Below are 16,528 nucleotides of genomic sequence, written 5' to 3'. Positions count from 1 at the left end.
TCACATTCCTGATACCCCGAGACATACCCCCAGCATACCTAGGATGTGCTTAGACAAAACAGCACTACATTGGACACTGGACAACAAAAAACCCGCTATTTCTAACGGGTTTCAATACTGCATCGTCGGACTAAGCCGGATTATGTATGGCGGAAGCACATGAGAATCGAACTCACCAGGGAAGTTTCTCACCCCCCTCTCCGGTTTTGAAGACCGGGCGGCCCACCAGTGACCGTTGTGCTTCCGTTTAATGAAGTTACACCTTATCATAAGTTGCAAAAGTTTCTGCTTAGAAAATTGCCTTTCAAGTGTGACGAGATTTATTTCCAGATAAATTGAAATTCGCAAAACTCATTGATATAGATTCGCTTGTCTCCGTCAAAATGATAAACAAACTCATTAGGGTTAGATGGAGATCCATAGCGCATCTCCCATTTATTGTGTGCGATTTTTTTGACATAAGCAATTTGCACAGGCTTTTTCAATTTCCGCGCTCGAACAGCAACATCAGCTCCGTACGCTGGTACTATTGCAATCAACACTATGAGCAATACACCGACAAAACGAATCATGTAGTCATCTCCCCAAGGTCTGGCAGACATCATACTACTGACACTATATCCCAAAACAAAAAATTAAACTGCTATCTCAATGTCCCGAGTGCCTTCCGCATAGGCACATCTGTCCCCATCATAAAAGCCGCTCATCATCTATTTCTCAGAAATGTCACGCGCCTCAGCATTCCAGCGCTCCGATCAGACTTTGAACACTTCCAACGTTATTTTTCGTCAACCAGGCTTCCATATCCAGAGCGATCTGCTCCGCAGCATTGGGATTGATGAAGCTGGCGGTTCCGACCTGTACTGCAGTTGCACCTGCCAGGATGAATTCCAACGCGTCGGTGGCATTCATGATTCCACCGATGCCGATGATTGGGAGCTTGACTGCCCGTGCTACCTGCCAGACCATGCGCAAAGCGATCGGCTTGATGGCCGGGCCGGAAAAACCGCCGGTGACGTTGGCCAGGATCGGCTTGCGGCGCTGCAGATCAATTGCCATGCCGGTGAGGGTATTGATCAGCGAGAGGGCGTCGGCACCGGCATCGGCACAGGCCTGGGCCATGGCGACCACATCGGTGACATTGGGGGAGAGCTTGACGATCAGCGGCTTGGTTGTGGACTTGCGGCAGGCGGCAACAACGTCGAAGGCGCATTTCGGGTCAGTGCCGAAAACGATGCCCCCCTGCTTGACATTGGGGCAGGAGATATTCACTTCCAGGGCAGCAATTTCGGGGATTGAATCCAGCCGGAGAGCCAGTTCGGCATATTCTTCCGAAGTGTAGCCAAAGAAATTGGCGATAGCGGGAGTATTCACTGTCCGTAGAAAGGGAACCTTCTTTGCGATGAAAGCATCGATGCCGACATTTTGCAGACCGATGGCGTTGAGCATGCCTCCCGGAGTTTCAACGATGCGGGGCGTGGGATTGCCTGCCCGCGGCTTGAGCGACAGCCCTTTTGTGACAAAGGCGCCGATCTTTTCCAGATCGACATATTCTGCGAATTCCTGGCCATACCCGAAGGTTCCGGAAGCGGTCATCACCGGGTTGCGCAGGGACATCCCGGCTATATTGACAGTCATATCAGGCTTCATTGTATCAGCACCCCCATCCCAGTTCATTGGCATCAAATACCGGCCCTTCGGCGCAGACACAGCGGAAGTCAGGCGTTTCCGTCGAATGGTTGCTGCCGGGTGTCACACATCCCAGGCAGGCCCCTACCCCACAGGCCATATACCCTTCCAGTGAGACCTGACAGGGAATTGACCGCTTTTCGGCAATCCCGGCCACAGCGTTGAGCATACCGTGGGGGCCGCAGGCGAAGATCGAGGCCTGGCCTTGGACCAGATCCAACCGCCGGACCAGCGCTTCAGTCACCAGTCCGCATTCTCCCAGCGAACCATCTTCCGTGGCCACATAACATTCCACACCCAGTCGTTCGAACTCAGTGATACAGAGGATGTCGTCCCGGGTCCGCCCACCGGCAAACAAACGCACCGGGCTCTGTTTTACCAACTCCTTGGCCAGCAGGTAGAGCGGCGCCAGCCCCACTCCGCCGCCAACAATCAATTTTTCTTCAGTTGGCGATCCAAGCTCGAAACCGCGTCCCAAAGGACCGAGGATATCCACCAGATCGGTCGCGTGCAGGGCCGACAGCATGGCCGTGCCCTTGCCAACCACCCGGTACAATATATCGAAGCAGGGCTGTTCAACGGCGCCGGCCTGGGCCGGAACATGGACAGCGACATCAAAAATGCCGAAGGGACGCCGCAACAATGGATCGATGGTGCCGCTAACCCGCACCATGACGAACTGCCCAGGTTTCGCAGCGGCAAATTCCTGGGGAGCGGTCAGGCGCATACGCCAGTAACCGGGCGAGACTTCTGCGTTGGAAAGAATCATGGCTTTGAACTGCATGAAAACTCCTTGAGTTGCAGATTAAGATTAAGGTTGAGAGTGGTCTAGCCTTGGTCCCTGCTTCCGGTCCCTCCCTGCATCACGCCTTTCCCTCAATCTCAATCTAAATCTCAACTCTGTTTAGTGTTTTTTCCATCAGCAGGGCATCCTCTTTGCCGTCGTAATAGCGAGGGCGAATGCCGGTACGACTGAAACCGAGTCGTTCATATAAAGTGATTGCCGGAATACTGGAAGTTCGTACCTCCAGCGCCAGCACCTCGGCTCCTTTTTCCAAGGCCAGAGAGATCGCCTGCTCCATCAGTTGCAGGGCCACTCCCTGCCCGCGCCAGGCCGGATCTACTGCAATATCCAGGATCTGGGCCTCTTCGAAGAGCGACATCAGACAGACATAGCCGGCCAGCTTCCCGTCCAGCAGGCCCACCAGAGGAAACGAGTGGGCTGCCTCCAATTCGTGCCGGAAATGATCCTTCTTCCATGGCGAGGAAAAGGAGGCTTGTTCGATGGCCAGAACAGCGTCCAGATCAGTTTCCATCATGGGGCGTATGGTAATTCTGCCGGGCTGGGACATGACCGGACATGATATTCAAAACACCAAGTCTTGTAAACGCTTTTCCGTCACAAGCATAATTGACAGCATACTGATTATCAGTATAATGAGCATTATTTTCTGATCAGGAGTGGCACTATGTTCAACGTGGAAAACAGCCTTGGTTTCCTTCTGGCCAAGTCCTACCAGCGAGGGTGGTCGCTGTTCAAGGAAAAGCTCGAACCCTGGGACATGACCCCGCCCCAATTTGCCCTGCTGGCCTTTCTCTGGCAGCAGGATGGTCTGAGCCAGGTGGAATTGTCAGAGAAAAGCCAGGTGGACCGCACAACAGTCGGCGGACTGATTGACCGCCTGGAACGGAATGGCATTGTGCAGCGGCAACCGCATCCCAAAGACCGACGCGCCTACCAGATCCGGCTTACTCCCAAAGGTAGAGCACTGGAACCGGTGCTGATCGAAGCGGCCAGGGGGGCGACGGAACAGTTTACAACAGGCCTTAGCGTCAAAGAGATCAAGGAGTTGACCAGGATGCTGGGGATCCTGCGGGGAGAGAGGATTATCTATGAAAAAGCAACTTATTAGCCTGCTGCTGCCTGCCCTGCTCTGGAGTTCAGTGGCTTCCGCCGAAACATTGAGTCTGAAAGAGTGTCTTGAGCGGGCCGACCACAGCAACCCGACCCTGCGAACAGCTGTCTGGGACAGCAGGATTGCGGAAGAGAATGTACGCCAGACTTCATCTTCCCTCTACCCTCGTGTTGACGCCCAGGTCGGGTACACTGTGCAGGACAGTGCCCAGGCTGTTAAAATCAATGGCTTTACGGCAGAGACTCAGGAACCGAACTATGCATTCGGCGGTGTGGCTGCTTCATATACGATCTATGATTTTGGCCGGCGTGATGCCCGCCTGAAACAGGCACGACTGCAGGCCGATGCTGCTGCGAGCCTGTTTCAGGCCCAGCGCAAGGATCTTTCACTGCAGGTTATCGAGGCATATTTCGGCATCCTTCAGGCCAACAGAATGATTTTGGCGGCCAAGGAAGAGATGGCCCAGGTTGAGCAGCATCGCCGCGTGGCCCAGGCTCTTTTTGAGGAGGGGGTGGTCACCCGCAATGATGTGCTGCAGGCCGAAGTGCGACTGGCGACCGCCCGCCAGAGCCTGCTGGCCAGGAACAATCTCCAGGTGAACAGCTGGCTTCAGCTTAATTATCTCACCGGAACCCACCCTTCCCATCGCGCCGAACTGGATGATTCCGCCGCTGTTGGCAGCGTTGACGAAGAACAGGTTGATGCGGCAGATGCCCTGACGAAACGGCCGGAACTCCAGGCTCTGAGACATGAATTCAATGCAGCCGAAGCCGGTGTGCGGGAGGCAGGAAGCAGTTTCTTTCCCGAGCTGTACACACGTGCTGGCCTGGATTACCTCGAAAACGACAAAGTCCGTGAACAGGTTATCCTGTCTGCCACTCTCGGGCTGCGGATCAACCTGTTCGACGGTTTTGCCTCAACTTCGGCCAAAGCCAGGGCGGTGCAGGTGCGATCCCGCGTCCATGACAGGTTGCGCCAGATAAAGACCCAAATGCAGTTGGAGATCGACATGGCTCGTAATGATGTAAAGGTGGCCCGGGAGCGGATTGCGGTGGCAGAAGCAGCCATCCGGCAGGGGGAGGAAAACCTGCGCATCAACCGCGAACGCTATGAGGAACGTGTCGGCACGGCTACCGATGTGCTGGATGCCCAGACCCTGCTGACCCAGATCCGCACCGACCACTATCGTTCCCTGTTCGATTTCCAGGTGGCATCTGCTCGCTTGAAGCGGGCCGTGGGAGAGCTGTAAAGGTATAAGCAGAACAGGATTGAACATCACAGATATAAGTTACTGGCGGCCAGGCATCCCTGAGATTATCAATGGAAAGATGGTTGCCAGCTGGAGGAATAATGTCTGAAGAAACAGGCGAAAAGAATGAAACTGTTCAGGAACCATCCGAACAGGAAGCAGTCAACGGCAATTCGGGGACCAATGGACCGGGAGGCTTCACCAGGCGACACAAGGCGATGCTGCTGCTCCTGGTGCTGATCCTGATCTGCACATGGTTCGGAGCGTCTTGGTGGATCAAGGGGCAGACCCATATCGAGACCGACAATGCCTTTATCGAAGCCAATGTGGTGGCCCTTTCGGCCAAGGTGCCCGGCACTGTCAAACGCGTTCTGGTCAGGGACAACCAGTTTGTCAAACAAGGCGAGCTGCTGGTGGAGATAGACGAGCAGGATTATCGTGTGCAGGTCAGCCAGGCAACTGCCGGCGTCGAAGTAGCCAGGAACGAAACCAGTGGAGAACACCTGAAAGCTGAAGCAAGCCGTGCTGCGGTTCAGCTTGCCCTGGCCCGGCACGAACAGGCAGGACTTGACCTGCAGCGGGGGGAGGCGCTTCTCAAGCGTGAGGTAATCCCCCGCGAGCAGCTTGACCGCCTGAAAACTGCCTACCGTATCAGCGCTTCCCAACTAAAGGAAGCTGAAGAAGAGCTTAAGCGCCATCTGGCGGAGGCGGGGCTCTCATCTCCCGGGGGCAACAAAGCCAAAGTGCTGCAGAAACAGGCACAGCTTGAGGAGGCCAGACTGCGCCTCTCCTATACCCGCATCACCGCTCCTGTTGATGGCTATATCACCCGCAAAAGCGTTGAGCAGGGCGCCAACATCCAGGCCGGACAGCCTCTGATGGCACTGGTGCCGCTGCAGCAGGCCTGGGTGGTGGCCAACTACAAGGAAGGACAGCTCAGCCATATCAGACCAGGGCAGAAAGTGGAACTCAAGGTGGATGCCTACCCCCATAGGTCCTTTACCGGACGGGTGGACAGCATCATGGCCGGTACCGGCGCTGCCTTCTCCCTGCTGCCTCCCGAGAATGCCACCGGCAACTATGTCAAGGTGGTTCAGCGCATACCGGTAAAGATCGCCATTGACAGCAACAGCGACCCCGAACATCTGCTGCGGGTAGGCATGAGCGTAGTACCCACGGTGCTGGTTGATCGCACCACCCGTGATGTTCTCAGGGATGCAAACCCTTTCCGCTGAATCCGTAACACCGAAACACCTGAACGCGCACGGAATGCCAGAGTTCATCGTCGCCACCACTGTAACCTTCAACTGCAATGCTGGCCCTCCGTCGAGCAGTGGGAGTCATGGAAGCCTGAAACTGAGGTGTTCCGGGCGCGTGAAGGTGTGAAGGTGTTGCGGATTCAGAGTTCCCGGCGCGTTACGGATTCAGGAGAAATCTTTGACCACTTCCGAAAAAAACATAAACAAGTGGCTGATCACCATCACGGTCATGCTGCCAGCCATCATGGAGATCATCGACACCTCCGTGGCCAATGTAGCCCTGCCTCACATGCAAGGAACTCTCAACGCCGGCACAGATGAAATCACCTGGGTACTGACCTCCTATCTGGTCAGCAACGCGGTCGTGCTCCCCATGACCGGCTGGCTGGCCAGCGTGTTTGGCCGCAAACGTTTCCTGATGACCTGCATCATGCTTTTCACGCTCTCGTCACTGCTGTGCGGAGCAGCCCCCAACCTGGGCCTGCTGATTTTCTTCCGCATCGTGCAGGGTGCTGCCGGCGGTGCGCTGATACCCATCAGCCAGGCTATTCTGATGGAGACCTTCCCTCCCCACCAGCGCGGCATGGCCATGGCAATTTTCGGGGTCGGCGCCATGTTCGGGCCGATAGTCGGGCCTGCCCTGGGAGGATGGATCACCGACAACCTCACCTGGCGCTGGATCTTCTACATCAATCTCCCCATCGGCATCATTGCCATGGTGATGTGCGCTTTCTTCATATTTGATCCCGGCTATCTGAAACGAAAGACCTCGGAAATGAGCATCGATTATTGGGGACTGTTCCTGCTCACCACCAGCATGGGAGCCCTGCAGGTTGTACTGGACAAGGGACAGCAGGAGGACTGGTTCAACTCCTCCTTTATCATCACCTTCAGCATCATCTGTTTCGCGTCGATCGTGGCCCTGATCTGGATCGAACTGACCCATTCGCACCCCATCATCAACCTGCGACTGTTCAAGAATGTTTCTTTTTCAGCGGGCAACTTCATCATGTTTGTGGTCGGCTTCTGCCTGTACAGCTCAATCATGCTGATCCCGCTGTTTCTGCAGACCCTGATGGGCTACTCGGCCACCGATGCCGGCATGGTGCTGGCGCCGGGGGGTGTTGCGACGCTGATCACCATGCCGATAGTAGGAGCCATGCTGCAGAAATATGACGGACGCAAGGTCGTCTTTGCCGGCCTGCTGATCGGCGGCTACTCGATGTTCATCATGCAGCGCTTAAGCCTTGAGGCGGCCTACAGTGATTTCGTCTGGCCGCGCGTAGTGCTGGGGATTGGCCTGGCCATGATCTTTGTGCCGCTGACCACGGTGACCCTTGCAACCATCCCCCGTCAGGAGATGGGCAACGCCACCGGCATGTTCAACCTGCTGCGCAACATCGGCGGCAGCGTCGGCATTGCCGCGGCAGCCACCATGCTGGGACGACTGGGGCAAACTTACCAGACCAGCCTGGTAAGCCACGTTACTCCCTATTCCACTACCTGGCAGGAGCACATCCAGGGCCTTAAACAAACGTTGATGGCAAAAGGCATGAGCGCAGCCCAGGCTGACCAGGCGGGCCTTGCCATGATGTATGGAATGGTGCGCCGTCAGGCCAGCACCCTGGCCTTCAATCACATCTTCTGGATTGTCGGGATTGCCTTCCTGGTAATCATACCGCTTCTGCTGCTGCTCAAGCGGCCTTCACATGCTGTTGAAGGGGGAATGGGGCATTGACGGCGGGGACGGGGGACGGGTAAAGGGGGGACTCAAGGAGTCAGGGGCAGTAACAACGGATTATCCAGTTTCGTTTTCGTAATCAAAGCAACCACATCATCTTTGCCCTTCCTGCATGCTTCCGCCAGACCATGTTCCCGCGCCAGATGGACCAGGACCGGCAAACTGCCGTAGAGCGAAAAACCGAATTTTTCCATCATGAGCCTGTTTGCCCTGGCTTCCATTTCCTGGGCCATTTCCTGGGGGGAAGCAGCATAATGGGTGGGAAAAGCGACAACCTGCCGGTCCAGGCTCTCCACGAATTCCTGTTTCACTGAAGCGGACAGAGAGGTGAAATCCTCGCTGCACCAGTGACTGTCCATTGTGGAAAGCAATGAACGACACGACAGGGGACGAATTGCATAGATACTGCAGGCACCCTCTCTATTCAGGAACGGACAGGAACCGATTTCCCGCCTGTGCATCCGCAGGTACTCTTTCAGCTCCATCCCCGGATACACATGGTTCCTCATACAATCAACATGCAAACGTACAGCTTCCGACTGTTGATCGGTCAATCTGGCGGCAATAATAACAGCTTCGGCACATGTGGTGTTGACTGCAAGAGTGCAGCATCCGTGGCAACCCTTTCCGCAGAAGATTCTACCGCCTGCAGTACCATATTCGGCACACCAGGCCGCAGAAAGCATATCCAGACAGCTCTGCTGCCCCCGTACCTCATCAATCAGCTCATTCCACATATCCGCAAACGCTCCCTCCATTCTTCCGTCACATATATCAGTCTGCCGCCACCTGATCAAGCCCCGACCGGTGGAACCATACAGACTGCCCTTATTCATAAGGGTATTTGGACAAAACCGAGTTAACCTTGAAATCAAGGTGGTTCGGATGCATGCAGTAGTAATACGAGCCTGTCAAAACAGCGTACACGCATTTTGTATTTTTCTTGAGACATCGGGAGAAACGTGGCATCAGCTGTTCTGTCCTGCACTCATCCTCATTCGGTTCGAACCTCAGGGTGTCATGCGTAAACCTGCTCATATGTTCTTCCCCCTCTTTACCATAGTGTGTGAACTTTTATTCCACTATTCGTGCCAGAGTCAAAACTGAAGTCAACACACTATCAACCTGCTGTTATCACACACAAAAGCAGCCAGCCAACTTTTGCCGCAACTAAAATTATCCAGGCGAGATGTCAGCATTATTAACTGTGTTGTAAAGGGGGGTGACAGGGATACTTTTATCAACAGTGGCGGGATTGGCAGGTTTTTTCTACAGACAGCGAATTACAGTTGCTCCGGAGAAGGTGGAACATGAGCAAATTCAGTGTCTCAATACGTGCCGTTCATCATAGGATAAAGCTGCGATTATAGCGTAGGTCTCATTCACGATATTGGCAAATTCTTCGAATAGTTCCAGATGAAAAGCGCCCTTGATAGCCTTTTCACGCATTGCTGCGATTGCCGCTCCAGGCGTAACAGCCTTGCGATAAGCACGTTTCATGATCATGGCACTGTAACAATCGCAGAGTGCGGAGACCTGGGCACTGCGGGGAATATTATCACCCTTGATACCGGTCGGGTATCCTTCCCCATCAAATCTCTCGTGATGGTAGCGCACGATATTAAGGACAATTTCGCTGTAATTGCCGCTTTGCTTCAGATATTCATAACCTTTCTGGGTATGCTGCTTTACCTTGTAATATTCGATATCAGAAAGTGCATCGTTCTTTTCCAGAATATCATTGGTGATGAAGATCATGCCGTAGTCATGCATAAGAGAACCGACGCCGACATCCAACATTTCGTCAGCTGCCAGATCGAACAGTCTTTCGTGCACCAGCAGTGAAAGCGCCGCAACCTGAACCGCATGTACAAAAATGTAAAAGTTATGGTCGACTATTGATTGAAAGGATTCCAAAGCATGACGATCAGTGCTGATATGCTGGAGCAGGTTCTGCACCATCAACCGGCAGCGATTAAAATTGGCGGACGCTTCAGGAGACTCGAATACATCAATGACGCAGTTGACCGAGGTCTGATAGAGGATCTTTCCCTTTGCTGCACTGCTCAGATCATCTCTGGCAAGCATCTCCGCCATGTTCTTTTCCATAAAATCGTTCAGTACTTCCATATCTCCGCTACGGACATACAGAAATTCCGTAAAACTTCTCTCCATACGGTGGCGGTCTTCAACGGTAAACATCCTTTCCGGATCCTTATACAGGACGTAATTGCCCCCACTTTTGAGATAGAGCGCAACTTCCGGAAAAAAGTTTGGAGTAATACTGTCAATACTGATTGCCCGCCAATAACGATCTCTACCCATAGACCATCTCCTGTGCAGCTTTTACAGCCATAACAGCAAAAAACCTGCCCTTATTAAAAAAGGCAGGCGAACAAAAACCTAGTCTGCTTTCGACAACCCCTCTCCCCGTTCTGGGCAGGTGGCTTTGCGTCATCCGATTCCTCGGATTTTGCCTTTTCGTTACAAAATTATGGTGTCAACACTTTGCTTGAAACGGCGGTACATGTCAACTAATTAGGGGCTATGAATCGGGTTAAAATGAGTTTTTTCCATAACTTGCCTACAAAAAAGCCTGCTTCTTTTGCAGAAGACAGGCCTTTAGGCTTTGCAGCTTCATACGGTAAGGGGCTATTCCCGCACGAATATATTCATATCCGTTTCATGCACCATTGTCATTAAACGGGCATACTCCGATTCAATCATCAGGTAGTGATTACGTGTCTCCCGTGCATTCAGTTCATATACCTCGCGCACCTCACCTTCGCCCATTTTGGAAGCCGACTCCAACAGAGCTTTTTCCAGGCTCAGTTCTTTGTCCATGGCCAATTCCAGCGCTTTTTTCTCATTGAAATCATCGCCCGACAGAGCGTTCAGTGATGACATCCAACTGGACTCGTTATCAGCCGGAAGGTCCAGAAAAGCTTCCAGCGAGGGGATATCGCCCCCCCGGTAGATCCGGTAGAAATGACCGGCATGTTCACGTTCTTCCCTGGCCAAAATTTCAAATACCCTGCGGGCCTCGGGATCCTTCATCTGGTCGGCACCGGACTGGTAAAAGTTCATGGCATTCTTTTCCGTCTGAATGGATCGTTTGATGGCTTCCTGCACGTCGATACTCATGATGGTCCCCTTTCTAGGCCGGCTTAAGTTAATTTTTTTAAAAATACCATTTTAGTCCTGTTTGTCAAGCTCTATGCACACAATCACCCGCCCAAAGCGGTTGACAGGGGCATTATTCGGCGTGTACAACAAGTTCCAACTTACAGCAGGAGGATGCAAAATGGCGATTGAACCAAACAAAATTATCTACAGCATGATGCGGGTCAGCAAGTTCTACGACAAAAAACCTGTCATCAAGGATATATCCCTCTCCTATTTCTATGGCGCCAAAATCGGTGTTCTCGGCCTGAACGGATCCGGCAAAAGTTCACTGCTCAGAATCATGGCTGGTGTGGACAAGGACTTCAATGGCCAGGCAGTGCTTTCAGCCGGCTATACGGTAGGATATCTGGAGCAGGAACCGCAGTTGGACAGCACGAAGACCGTACGCCAGATAGTGGAAGAAGGGGTTCAGGAGACCGTCAATCTGCTGGCTGAGTTCAATGCCATTACTGATAAATTTTCCGAACCTGATGCAGACTTCGAAAAGCTGTGCGAACGCCAGGCAGAGCTCCAGGAAAAGCTCGATCATCTTGATGCGTGGGATCTTGACAGTCGTCTGGAAATGGCCATGGATGCTCTGCGCTGCCCACCGGGAGATGCGGATGTGAATGTGCTTTCCGGCGGCGAAAAGCGCCGTGTTGCGCTCTGCCGCCTGCTGCTCAGAAAACCTGACATTCTGCTGCTGGATGAGCCGACCAACCATCTGGATGCCGAGACGGTTGCCTGGCTCGAACATCACCTGCACAGCTATTCCGGAACAGTCATTGCCGTGACTCATGACCGTTATTTCCTGGACAATGTGGCAGGATGGATTCTGGAGCTTGACCGTGGCGAAGGAATTCCCTGGAAAGGAAATTATTCCTCCTGGCTGGAGCAGAAGCAAAACAGGCTGGCGGTAGAGGAAAAAACTGCCAGCGAACGACAGAAAACCCTGCAGCGCGAGTTGGAGTGGATCAGAATGTCACCCAAAGGGCGCCATGCCAAGGGTAAAGCCCGCATCAGCTCCTACGAAGAATTGCTCTCACAGGAAAGCGAGAAACACGCCAAGGAGCTGGAAATCTATATTCCGCCTGGACCCCGTCTCGGCGGCATTGTTGTGGAATTTAACGACGTCGCCAAAGCCTATGGTGACAGATTGCTGTATGAGCATCTGACCTTCAACCTGCCTCCCGGCGGCATCGTCGGCGTGATCGGGGCCAACGGCGCAGGCAAGACTACCCTTTTTCGGCTGATCACCGGCCAGGAAAAGTGCGATACCGGCAGCATCCGCATCGGGGATACCGTTAAGCTGGGCTACATGGACCAGTCACGGGACAACCTCAATCAGGATCAAACCATCTGGCAGGCCATCTCCGGTGGAGATGAAACCCTCCAACTCGGCAAGGTTTCGGTCAACTCCCGAGCCTATGTCTCGCGCTTCAATTTCTCCGGCTCTGATCAACAGAAAAAAGTCACCATGCTTTCGGGCGGGGAGCGCAACCGGGTCCACCTGGCCTGCATGCTGAAAGAAGGGGCAAATGTACTGCTGCTGGATGAGCCGACCAATGACCTGGATGTGAACACCATGCGGGCACTGGAAGAGGCGCTGGAAAATTTCGCCGGCTGTGCCGTGGTCATCAGCCATGACCGTTGGTTCCTGGACCGCATCGCCACCCATATTCTGGCCTTTGAAGGTGATTCGAATGTCGTCTATTTCGATGGCAACTATTCCGAGTACGAGGAAGACAGGAAACGGCGCCTGGGAGCGGCAGCAGAACAACCGCATCGCATCAAATACCGCCAGCTGACCAGGGCCTGAGCCAAGAGCGGTCACAACCAAAAGCCCCGATTAATCTGCATAACGATTGATCGGGGCTTTTTCGTGCCTGAAAGATTAATTTTTAAATAACGGAAACTGAAAAATTTGTACTTATCAGCGACCCCTGGTCCGTTTTTTTCGCCCCTCACTACTTTTGCGGGTAAATTTTGGTGGCGTAGGGCGATAGCCACATTCAGATGGAAGCCAGCTAAGCTGGGGGACCAGTTCAGCCGTTAGCTTTACACAGTGGGGATTGATCTGAAAACGACGCTCGAAAATCTTGCATCGGCGGGTAACCACATCCAAGTACCTGCAGGCGGTTTCAAGGTAGATGATCCTGCCGCGACTGTCTTCCAGCTTTTCAAAGCAGCAGCGACCACACTGGTTGCAGAGTGAGTCCCAACCGGCATCGTTTTGAATAGCGTTATCACTCATTACAGAGATATCAGGGCGTCTGTTCCTGCTGTTTCGCATGGACTCTGCCGTAGAATTCCTTTCTTCTTATGTTGTGCTTCAGTGAGGGTAACTCGTGGCTTTTCAAGCTTTTTCCCGCACTGCCAGGCTGGCCTTCATCAATTCAGCAAAAGCCGTACGTGTTTCTTCATCGGTAATGGCTGCGGATTCACTTTCAATCCGCACCAATTGTTCTACAGTAAGCGGTTTTTTCGGGACAGGCACTTCTTCGACAAAAACAGCAGGCTTTGGCACCTGGCCTGACCTGAGTTGAATATCCCTGACAACCTCACCACCCAGACGGTCATTCAGCTTCTGCTTCATCATTCCCTTAAGGAAGGTCAACTCCTGCATCCAGGGCCCGCTTGATACCGCCACCGTCAAAATACCGTTGATGATTCGCAAAGGCTGCGCTCGTGATGCCACCGCCGGTCCGACTACATCAGACCAGATATTCCAAATGACTGCTTCACGCAACCGTTCTGAAATTCCCAGCCCCTTCAAACCATCCTGTAGAATTTCCGCAAGTGGTGCGGGAAAGCGCATTTTAGCCCGCTTTGCCATTTCGCTTCCTTCGGCGATTGAGAATACCGCCCATAACCTGACCTGCCACTGATCCACCAAGTGTCAGTGGAATAACATGCCAGTCTAGTCCTGCCTTAATACGCAGGAGTATTATAAATGGGATCGGCAAATGAATCAGCAGAAACCACATGAAAGAGTATTTTTTAAAATTTTCCCGAAGGTAACCGCATGGCAGGCTGACGACAAACGCCAGAATGACAAGTCCGGCTATCAGCGGTATTGATGCTTGCATGGAGCCTCTCCTTTCGGGCATAGTATGAGCTGGTAGGCTGTTTGTCAATTCACATCATCGCCGAAAACAGGCTTTGGAAAACACAATGGAGAATCGTCTGATGGTACGGGAAGGTAACCTGCTGGCGGTGTTCAATTCCACGCACAGGGTCATGAAAGCGGAAAGCATTCTTAAATCATTGGGGCTACCGGTCCTGCTTATACCTGCTCCGCGACAGCTGCTAACCGACTGCGGACTGGCCATCCGCTTTACTGAAGAGGATCGAGTCAATGTTTTGGAAGCCATGGAGCGTGAACATATTCTGCCTGAATTCATCACCAGGCTTGAAGCGGGTCACTACGTAACAACATGGCCAACATCTAAAGGCAAAGATAAAAAGGAATTGTGACATGAATATTATCGACTGCAGAGAAATGGCCTGCCCTGCGCCGGTTATCAGCGTAAAAAAAGCTTTACAGGAACAAAATGAACTACGTGTGCTCCTGGATGATGGCGCCCCCCGGGAGAATGTCGCCCGCTTTGCCCGCAATCGGGGCATGGAAGTGATCGAAGAACGAGAAGGGACTGGTTGGGCCGTCATCATCAAAGGAAATAATGAAGCGACACAATCGCGCGAAGTATCTGCCAGCAATGGAGACCAGGTGCTGCTGATCACATCCGACCGCCTGGGAGATGGTCCTGAAGAATTGGGGCGCTTGCTGATGAAGAACTTCATTCACACGCTTCTTGAAACCGAAACGTCCCCTCAGAGAATATTCTTCATGAACACCGGTGTCTTCCTCTCAATAGAAGGATCCGATGTCTTCGAAGCTCTGGAAAAGTTGCAGGGTATGGGAGTAGAAATCTTTTCCTGCGGCCTGTGTCTCGATTTTTTCAACCTCAAAGAAAAAGCACGTGTCGGCGGCACAACCAATATGCTGACAACTGCCGATAGCCTGCTCAATGCACGGCAGGTGATAAAACTCTAGAAAACAAATATTTCTTGACATTTTAAAGCCCCGACCTCTATAGTGATCCCCTTTATTATTATTTCACCCTTGAGATATGTGACTCACGATGTTTGACAGCCTTTCCGAAAAACTGGAATCCGTCTTCAAAAAGCTCCGCGGCCAGGGAGTCATGACAGAAGACAACATAAAGGAAGCGTTAAGGGAAGTTCGCTTGGCGCTCCTTGAGGCTGACGTTAATTTCAAGGTTGTAAAAGATTTTGTAGAAAATGTACGCGGCAAGGCTGTCGGTTCTGAAGTCCTGCAAAGCCTCTCCCCCGGTCAGCAAGTAGTTAGAATCGTACATGACGAGCTGGTAGCCGTCATGGGGGGCCATGAGGACAACAGTCTTGATCTGGCCGCAAAACCTCCAGTTGCAATCATGATGGTCGGCCTGCAGGGCGCTGGAAAGACAACAACTTGCGGCAAGCTGGGCAGACATCTCAAAGGCCTGAAACGCCGTCCCTTGCTTGTGCCTGCCGACGTTTACAGACCTGCTGCAATTGAACAGCTCAAAACCGTCGGACGTCAGCTGGGCCTGGAGGTATTCAATTCCTCCGCTGACCAGAAACCGGTTGATATCTGCACTGCTGCCATGAAATTTGCAGAGTTGAATGGCTACGATACAGTTATTCTCGACACAGCCGGTCGTCACCAGATCGACGATTATCTGATGAACGAGTTGGCTGAAATCAATACCGTTGTCCAGCCGCTGGAGATTTTGTTCGTTGCGGACGCCATGACCGGGCAGGAAGCGGTGAATGTTGCCAGCGGCTTCAATGACAAGCTTGCGATCACTGGAGTCGTTCTCACTAAATTAGACGGTGATGCCAAAGGTGGCGCAGCCCTTTCCATTAAGGCGGTTACCGGAAAACCGATCAAGTTTGTCGGTCTGGGTGAAAAACTGGATGCACTGGAAGTTTTCCATGCCGATCGCCTTGTCTCAAGAATCCTGGGCATGGGTGATGTGCTTACTCTTGTTGAAAAAGCACAGTCAGTATTTGACGAAAAAGAAGCCGCCCGCCTACAGCAGAAGCTGAAGAAAAACCAGTTTGACCTTGAAGATTTTCTTGCTCAGCTCCAACAGATCAAGAAGATGGGTTCACTGGAATCAATAATGGGAATGATTCCAGGCATGGGCAAGATGATGAAGCAGATGAAGGGTGCCCAGCCGAGCGAAAATGAAATCAAGCGCATTGAAGCTATCATTCGTTCGATGACTCCGGGTGAACGGGCAAATCACAGCATCATCAATGGCAGTCGTCGATTGCGCATAGCCAAGGGTAGCGGCACATCGGTACAGGAAATCAATCAGCTTCTAAAGCGCTTTTCAGAAGCACAGAAAGTTGTCAAACAACTTCAAAAACTCGGCCCCAAGGGTCTTCTCAAAGGTATGGGGGGATTAGGAAAAGGGATGCCGTTTGGATAACCCAG

Annotated in this window: 18 protein-coding genes, 1 tRNA gene and 1 riboswitch; of the genes, 8 read left to right on the top strand and 11 right to left on the bottom strand. The window is 52.6% G+C overall.

All coding sequences use genetic code 11. The features are described 5' to 3' along the window. Positions 1 to 147: 147 nt before the first annotated feature. The 5 genes from KJB30_RS14930 to rimI all read right to left on the bottom strand — a co-directional run bounded on the left by KJB30_RS14930 (position 148) and on the right by rimI (position 3,041). A tRNA-Sec gene (locus KJB30_RS14930) sits at positions 148 to 245 on the bottom strand. A gap of 75 nt (positions 246 to 320) precedes the next feature. After that, positions 321 to 572 (bottom strand): hypothetical protein, encoded by a 252-nt coding sequence (locus tag KJB30_RS14925; RefSeq protein WP_214300750.1) that lies wholly within the window; start codon positions 570 to 572, stop codon positions 321 to 323. A gap of 163 nt (positions 573 to 735) precedes the next feature. Next, the gene (locus tag KJB30_RS14920; protein WP_214300747.1) at positions 736 to 1,650 is read right to left on the bottom strand and encodes a dihydroorotate dehydrogenase; all 915 of its coding nucleotides are present in this window, start codon (positions 1,648 to 1,650) and stop codon (positions 736 to 738) included. A 4-nt stretch (positions 1,651 to 1,654) separates the two neighbouring features. Next, positions 1,655 to 2,473 (bottom strand): dihydroorotate dehydrogenase electron transfer subunit, encoded by an 819-nt coding sequence (locus KJB30_RS14915; protein WP_214300744.1) that lies wholly within the window; start codon positions 2,471 to 2,473, stop codon positions 1,655 to 1,657. A gap of 103 nt (positions 2,474 to 2,576) precedes the next feature. Then, positions 2,577 to 3,041, bottom strand: coding sequence for a ribosomal protein S18-alanine N-acetyltransferase (rimI, locus tag KJB30_RS14910; protein WP_214300742.1), 465 nt, complete (start codon positions 3,039 to 3,041; stop codon positions 2,577 to 2,579). 117 nt (positions 3,042 to 3,158) lie between these two features. Here rimI and KJB30_RS14905 point away from each other — a divergent pair, with 117 nt between their 5' ends. From KJB30_RS14905 to KJB30_RS14890, 4 genes are all read left to right on the top strand, one after another. Then, positions 3,159 to 3,602, top strand: a complete 444-nt coding sequence (locus KJB30_RS14905; RefSeq protein ID WP_214300740.1) for a MarR family winged helix-turn-helix transcriptional regulator — start codon at positions 3,159 to 3,161, stop codon at positions 3,600 to 3,602. After that, a complete protein-coding gene (locus tag KJB30_RS14900) occupies positions 3,583 to 4,854 on the top strand; it encodes a TolC family protein (RefSeq protein ID WP_214300739.1) in 1,272 nt (423 codons plus the stop codon). Before KJB30_RS14905 ends, KJB30_RS14900 begins: the two co-directional genes overlap by 20 nt. A gap of 101 nt (positions 4,855 to 4,955) precedes the next feature. Then, positions 4,956 to 6,089: an HlyD family secretion protein gene (locus tag KJB30_RS14895; RefSeq protein WP_214300738.1), complete on the top strand. Its 1,134-nt coding sequence runs from the start codon at positions 4,956 to 4,958 to the stop codon at positions 6,087 to 6,089. A gap of 253 nt (positions 6,090 to 6,342) precedes the next feature. Continuing rightward, positions 6,343 to 7,851: a DHA2 family efflux MFS transporter permease subunit gene (locus KJB30_RS14890; RefSeq protein WP_214300815.1), complete on the top strand. Its 1,509-nt coding sequence runs from the start codon at positions 6,343 to 6,345 to the stop codon at positions 7,849 to 7,851. A 32-nt stretch (positions 7,852 to 7,883) separates the two neighbouring features. Here the strand turns inward: KJB30_RS14890 and KJB30_RS14885 are convergent, their stop codons facing one another. The 3 genes from KJB30_RS14885 to KJB30_RS14875 all read right to left on the bottom strand — a co-directional run bounded on the left by KJB30_RS14885 (position 7,884) and on the right by KJB30_RS14875 (position 10,998). Beyond that, positions 7,884 to 8,690, bottom strand: a complete 807-nt coding sequence (locus tag KJB30_RS14885; protein WP_214300737.1) for a YkgJ family cysteine cluster protein — start codon at positions 8,688 to 8,690, stop codon at positions 7,884 to 7,886. 484 nt (positions 8,691 to 9,174) lie between these two features. Further along, a complete protein-coding gene (locus tag KJB30_RS14880) occupies positions 9,175 to 10,179 on the bottom strand; it encodes an HD-GYP domain-containing protein (RefSeq protein WP_214300736.1) in 1,005 nt (334 codons plus the stop codon). Between the two features lie 88 nt (positions 10,180 to 10,267). Further along, positions 10,268 to 10,342, bottom strand: a riboswitch (cyclic di-GMP riboswitch). A 164-nt stretch (positions 10,343 to 10,506) separates the two neighbouring features. Then, the gene (locus KJB30_RS14875; protein WP_214300734.1) at positions 10,507 to 10,998 is read right to left on the bottom strand and encodes a ferritin-like domain-containing protein; all 492 of its coding nucleotides are present in this window, start codon (positions 10,996 to 10,998) and stop codon (positions 10,507 to 10,509) included. 160 nt (positions 10,999 to 11,158) lie between these two features. Between KJB30_RS14875 and ettA the strand changes: the two genes are divergently transcribed. After that, positions 11,159 to 12,838: an energy-dependent translational throttle protein EttA gene (ettA, locus tag KJB30_RS14870; protein ID WP_214300732.1), complete on the top strand. Its 1,680-nt coding sequence runs from the start codon at positions 11,159 to 11,161 to the stop codon at positions 12,836 to 12,838. A 114-nt stretch (positions 12,839 to 12,952) separates the two neighbouring features. Here ettA and KJB30_RS14865 read toward each other — a convergent pair whose 3' ends face one another. From KJB30_RS14865 to KJB30_RS14855, 3 genes are all read right to left on the bottom strand, one after another. Next, positions 12,953 to 13,312: a CxxCxxCC domain-containing protein gene (locus KJB30_RS14865; protein WP_281415678.1), complete on the bottom strand. Its 360-nt coding sequence runs from the start codon at positions 13,310 to 13,312 to the stop codon at positions 12,953 to 12,955. 63 nt (positions 13,313 to 13,375) lie between these two features. Continuing rightward, the gene (locus KJB30_RS14860) at positions 13,376 to 13,855 is read right to left on the bottom strand and encodes a DciA family protein (RefSeq protein ID WP_214300730.1); all 480 of its coding nucleotides are present in this window, start codon (positions 13,853 to 13,855) and stop codon (positions 13,376 to 13,378) included. Further along, a complete protein-coding gene (locus KJB30_RS14855) occupies positions 13,839 to 14,108 on the bottom strand; it encodes a hypothetical protein (RefSeq protein ID WP_214300728.1) in 270 nt (89 codons plus the stop codon). Before KJB30_RS14855 ends, KJB30_RS14860 begins: the two co-directional genes overlap by 17 nt. 85 nt (positions 14,109 to 14,193) lie before the next feature. Here KJB30_RS14855 and KJB30_RS14850 point away from each other — a divergent pair, with 85 nt between their 5' ends. From KJB30_RS14850 to ffh, 3 genes are all read left to right on the top strand, one after another. Then, entirely contained in the window at positions 14,194 to 14,496 is a 303-nt protein-coding gene (locus KJB30_RS14850) for a putative Se/S carrier protein (RefSeq protein WP_437179737.1), read from the top strand. Between the two features lies 1 nt (position 14,497). Continuing rightward, complete coding sequence (yedF, locus tag KJB30_RS14845; RefSeq protein WP_214300726.1) at positions 14,498 to 15,076, top strand: sulfurtransferase-like selenium metabolism protein YedF; 579 nt, start codon at positions 14,498 to 14,500, stop codon at positions 15,074 to 15,076. Positions 15,077 to 15,164: 88 nt separating this feature from the next. Further along, positions 15,165 to 16,523, top strand: coding sequence for a signal recognition particle protein (gene ffh / locus KJB30_RS14840; protein WP_214300725.1), 1,359 nt, complete (start codon positions 15,165 to 15,167; stop codon positions 16,521 to 16,523). The last annotated feature ends 5 nt before the right edge of the window (positions 16,524 to 16,528 follow it).

Origin of the sequence: Pelotalea chapellei (assembly GCF_018531195.1) — a bacterium.
In the GTDB taxonomy this organism is placed as follows: domain Bacteria; phylum Desulfobacterota; class Desulfuromonadia; order Geobacterales; family Pseudopelobacteraceae; genus Pelotalea; species Pelotalea chapellei.
Note: the sequence above shows the minus strand (reverse complement) of the source record. Positions and strands in the feature narration are given on the sequence as shown.

Excerpts from the sequence above, each read along its gene's own strand:
- KJB30_RS14925 (WP_214300750.1), bottom strand. The coding sequence starts at position 572 with ATGATTCGTTTTGTCGGTGTATTGCTCATAGTGTTGATTGCAATAGTA.
- KJB30_RS14920 (WP_214300747.1), bottom strand. The coding sequence starts at position 1,650 with ATGAAGCCTGATATGACTGTCAATATAGCCGGGATGTCCCTGCGCAAC.
- KJB30_RS14915 (WP_214300744.1), bottom strand. The coding sequence starts at position 2,473 with ATGCAGTTCAAAGCCATGATTCTTTCCAACGCAGAAGTCTCGCCCGGT.
- rimI (WP_214300742.1), bottom strand. The coding sequence starts at position 3,041 with ATGTCCCAGCCCGGCAGAATTACCATACGCCCCATGATGGAAACTGAT.
- KJB30_RS14905 (WP_214300740.1), top strand. The coding sequence starts at position 3,159 with ATGTTCAACGTGGAAAACAGCCTTGGTTTCCTTCTGGCCAAGTCCTAC.
- KJB30_RS14900 (WP_214300739.1), top strand. The coding sequence starts at position 3,583 with ATGAAAAAGCAACTTATTAGCCTGCTGCTGCCTGCCCTGCTCTGGAGT.
- KJB30_RS14895 (WP_214300738.1), top strand. The coding sequence starts at position 4,956 with ATGTCTGAAGAAACAGGCGAAAAGAATGAAACTGTTCAGGAACCATCC.
- KJB30_RS14890 (WP_214300815.1), top strand. The coding sequence starts at position 6,343 with ATGCTGCCAGCCATCATGGAGATCATCGACACCTCCGTGGCCAATGTA.
- KJB30_RS14885 (WP_214300737.1), bottom strand. The coding sequence starts at position 8,690 with ATGAATAAGGGCAGTCTGTATGGTTCCACCGGTCGGGGCTTGATCAGG.
- KJB30_RS14880 (WP_214300736.1), bottom strand. The coding sequence starts at position 10,179 with ATGGGTAGAGATCGTTATTGGCGGGCAATCAGTATTGACAGTATTACT.
- KJB30_RS14875 (WP_214300734.1), bottom strand. The coding sequence starts at position 10,998 with ATGAGTATCGACGTGCAGGAAGCCATCAAACGATCCATTCAGACGGAA.
- ettA (WP_214300732.1), top strand. The coding sequence starts at position 11,159 with ATGGCGATTGAACCAAACAAAATTATCTACAGCATGATGCGGGTCAGC.
- KJB30_RS14865 (WP_281415678.1), bottom strand. The coding sequence starts at position 13,312 with ATGCGAAACAGCAGGAACAGACGCCCTGATATCTCTGTAATGAGTGAT.
- KJB30_RS14860 (WP_214300730.1), bottom strand. The coding sequence starts at position 13,855 with ATGGCAAAGCGGGCTAAAATGCGCTTTCCCGCACCACTTGCGGAAATT.
- KJB30_RS14855 (WP_214300728.1), bottom strand. The coding sequence starts at position 14,108 with ATGCAAGCATCAATACCGCTGATAGCCGGACTTGTCATTCTGGCGTTT.
- KJB30_RS14850 (WP_437179737.1), top strand. The coding sequence starts at position 14,194 with ATGGAGAATCGTCTGATGGTACGGGAAGGTAACCTGCTGGCGGTGTTC.
- yedF (WP_214300726.1), top strand. The coding sequence starts at position 14,498 with ATGAATATTATCGACTGCAGAGAAATGGCCTGCCCTGCGCCGGTTATC.
- ffh (WP_214300725.1), top strand. The coding sequence starts at position 15,165 with ATGTTTGACAGCCTTTCCGAAAAACTGGAATCCGTCTTCAAAAAGCTC.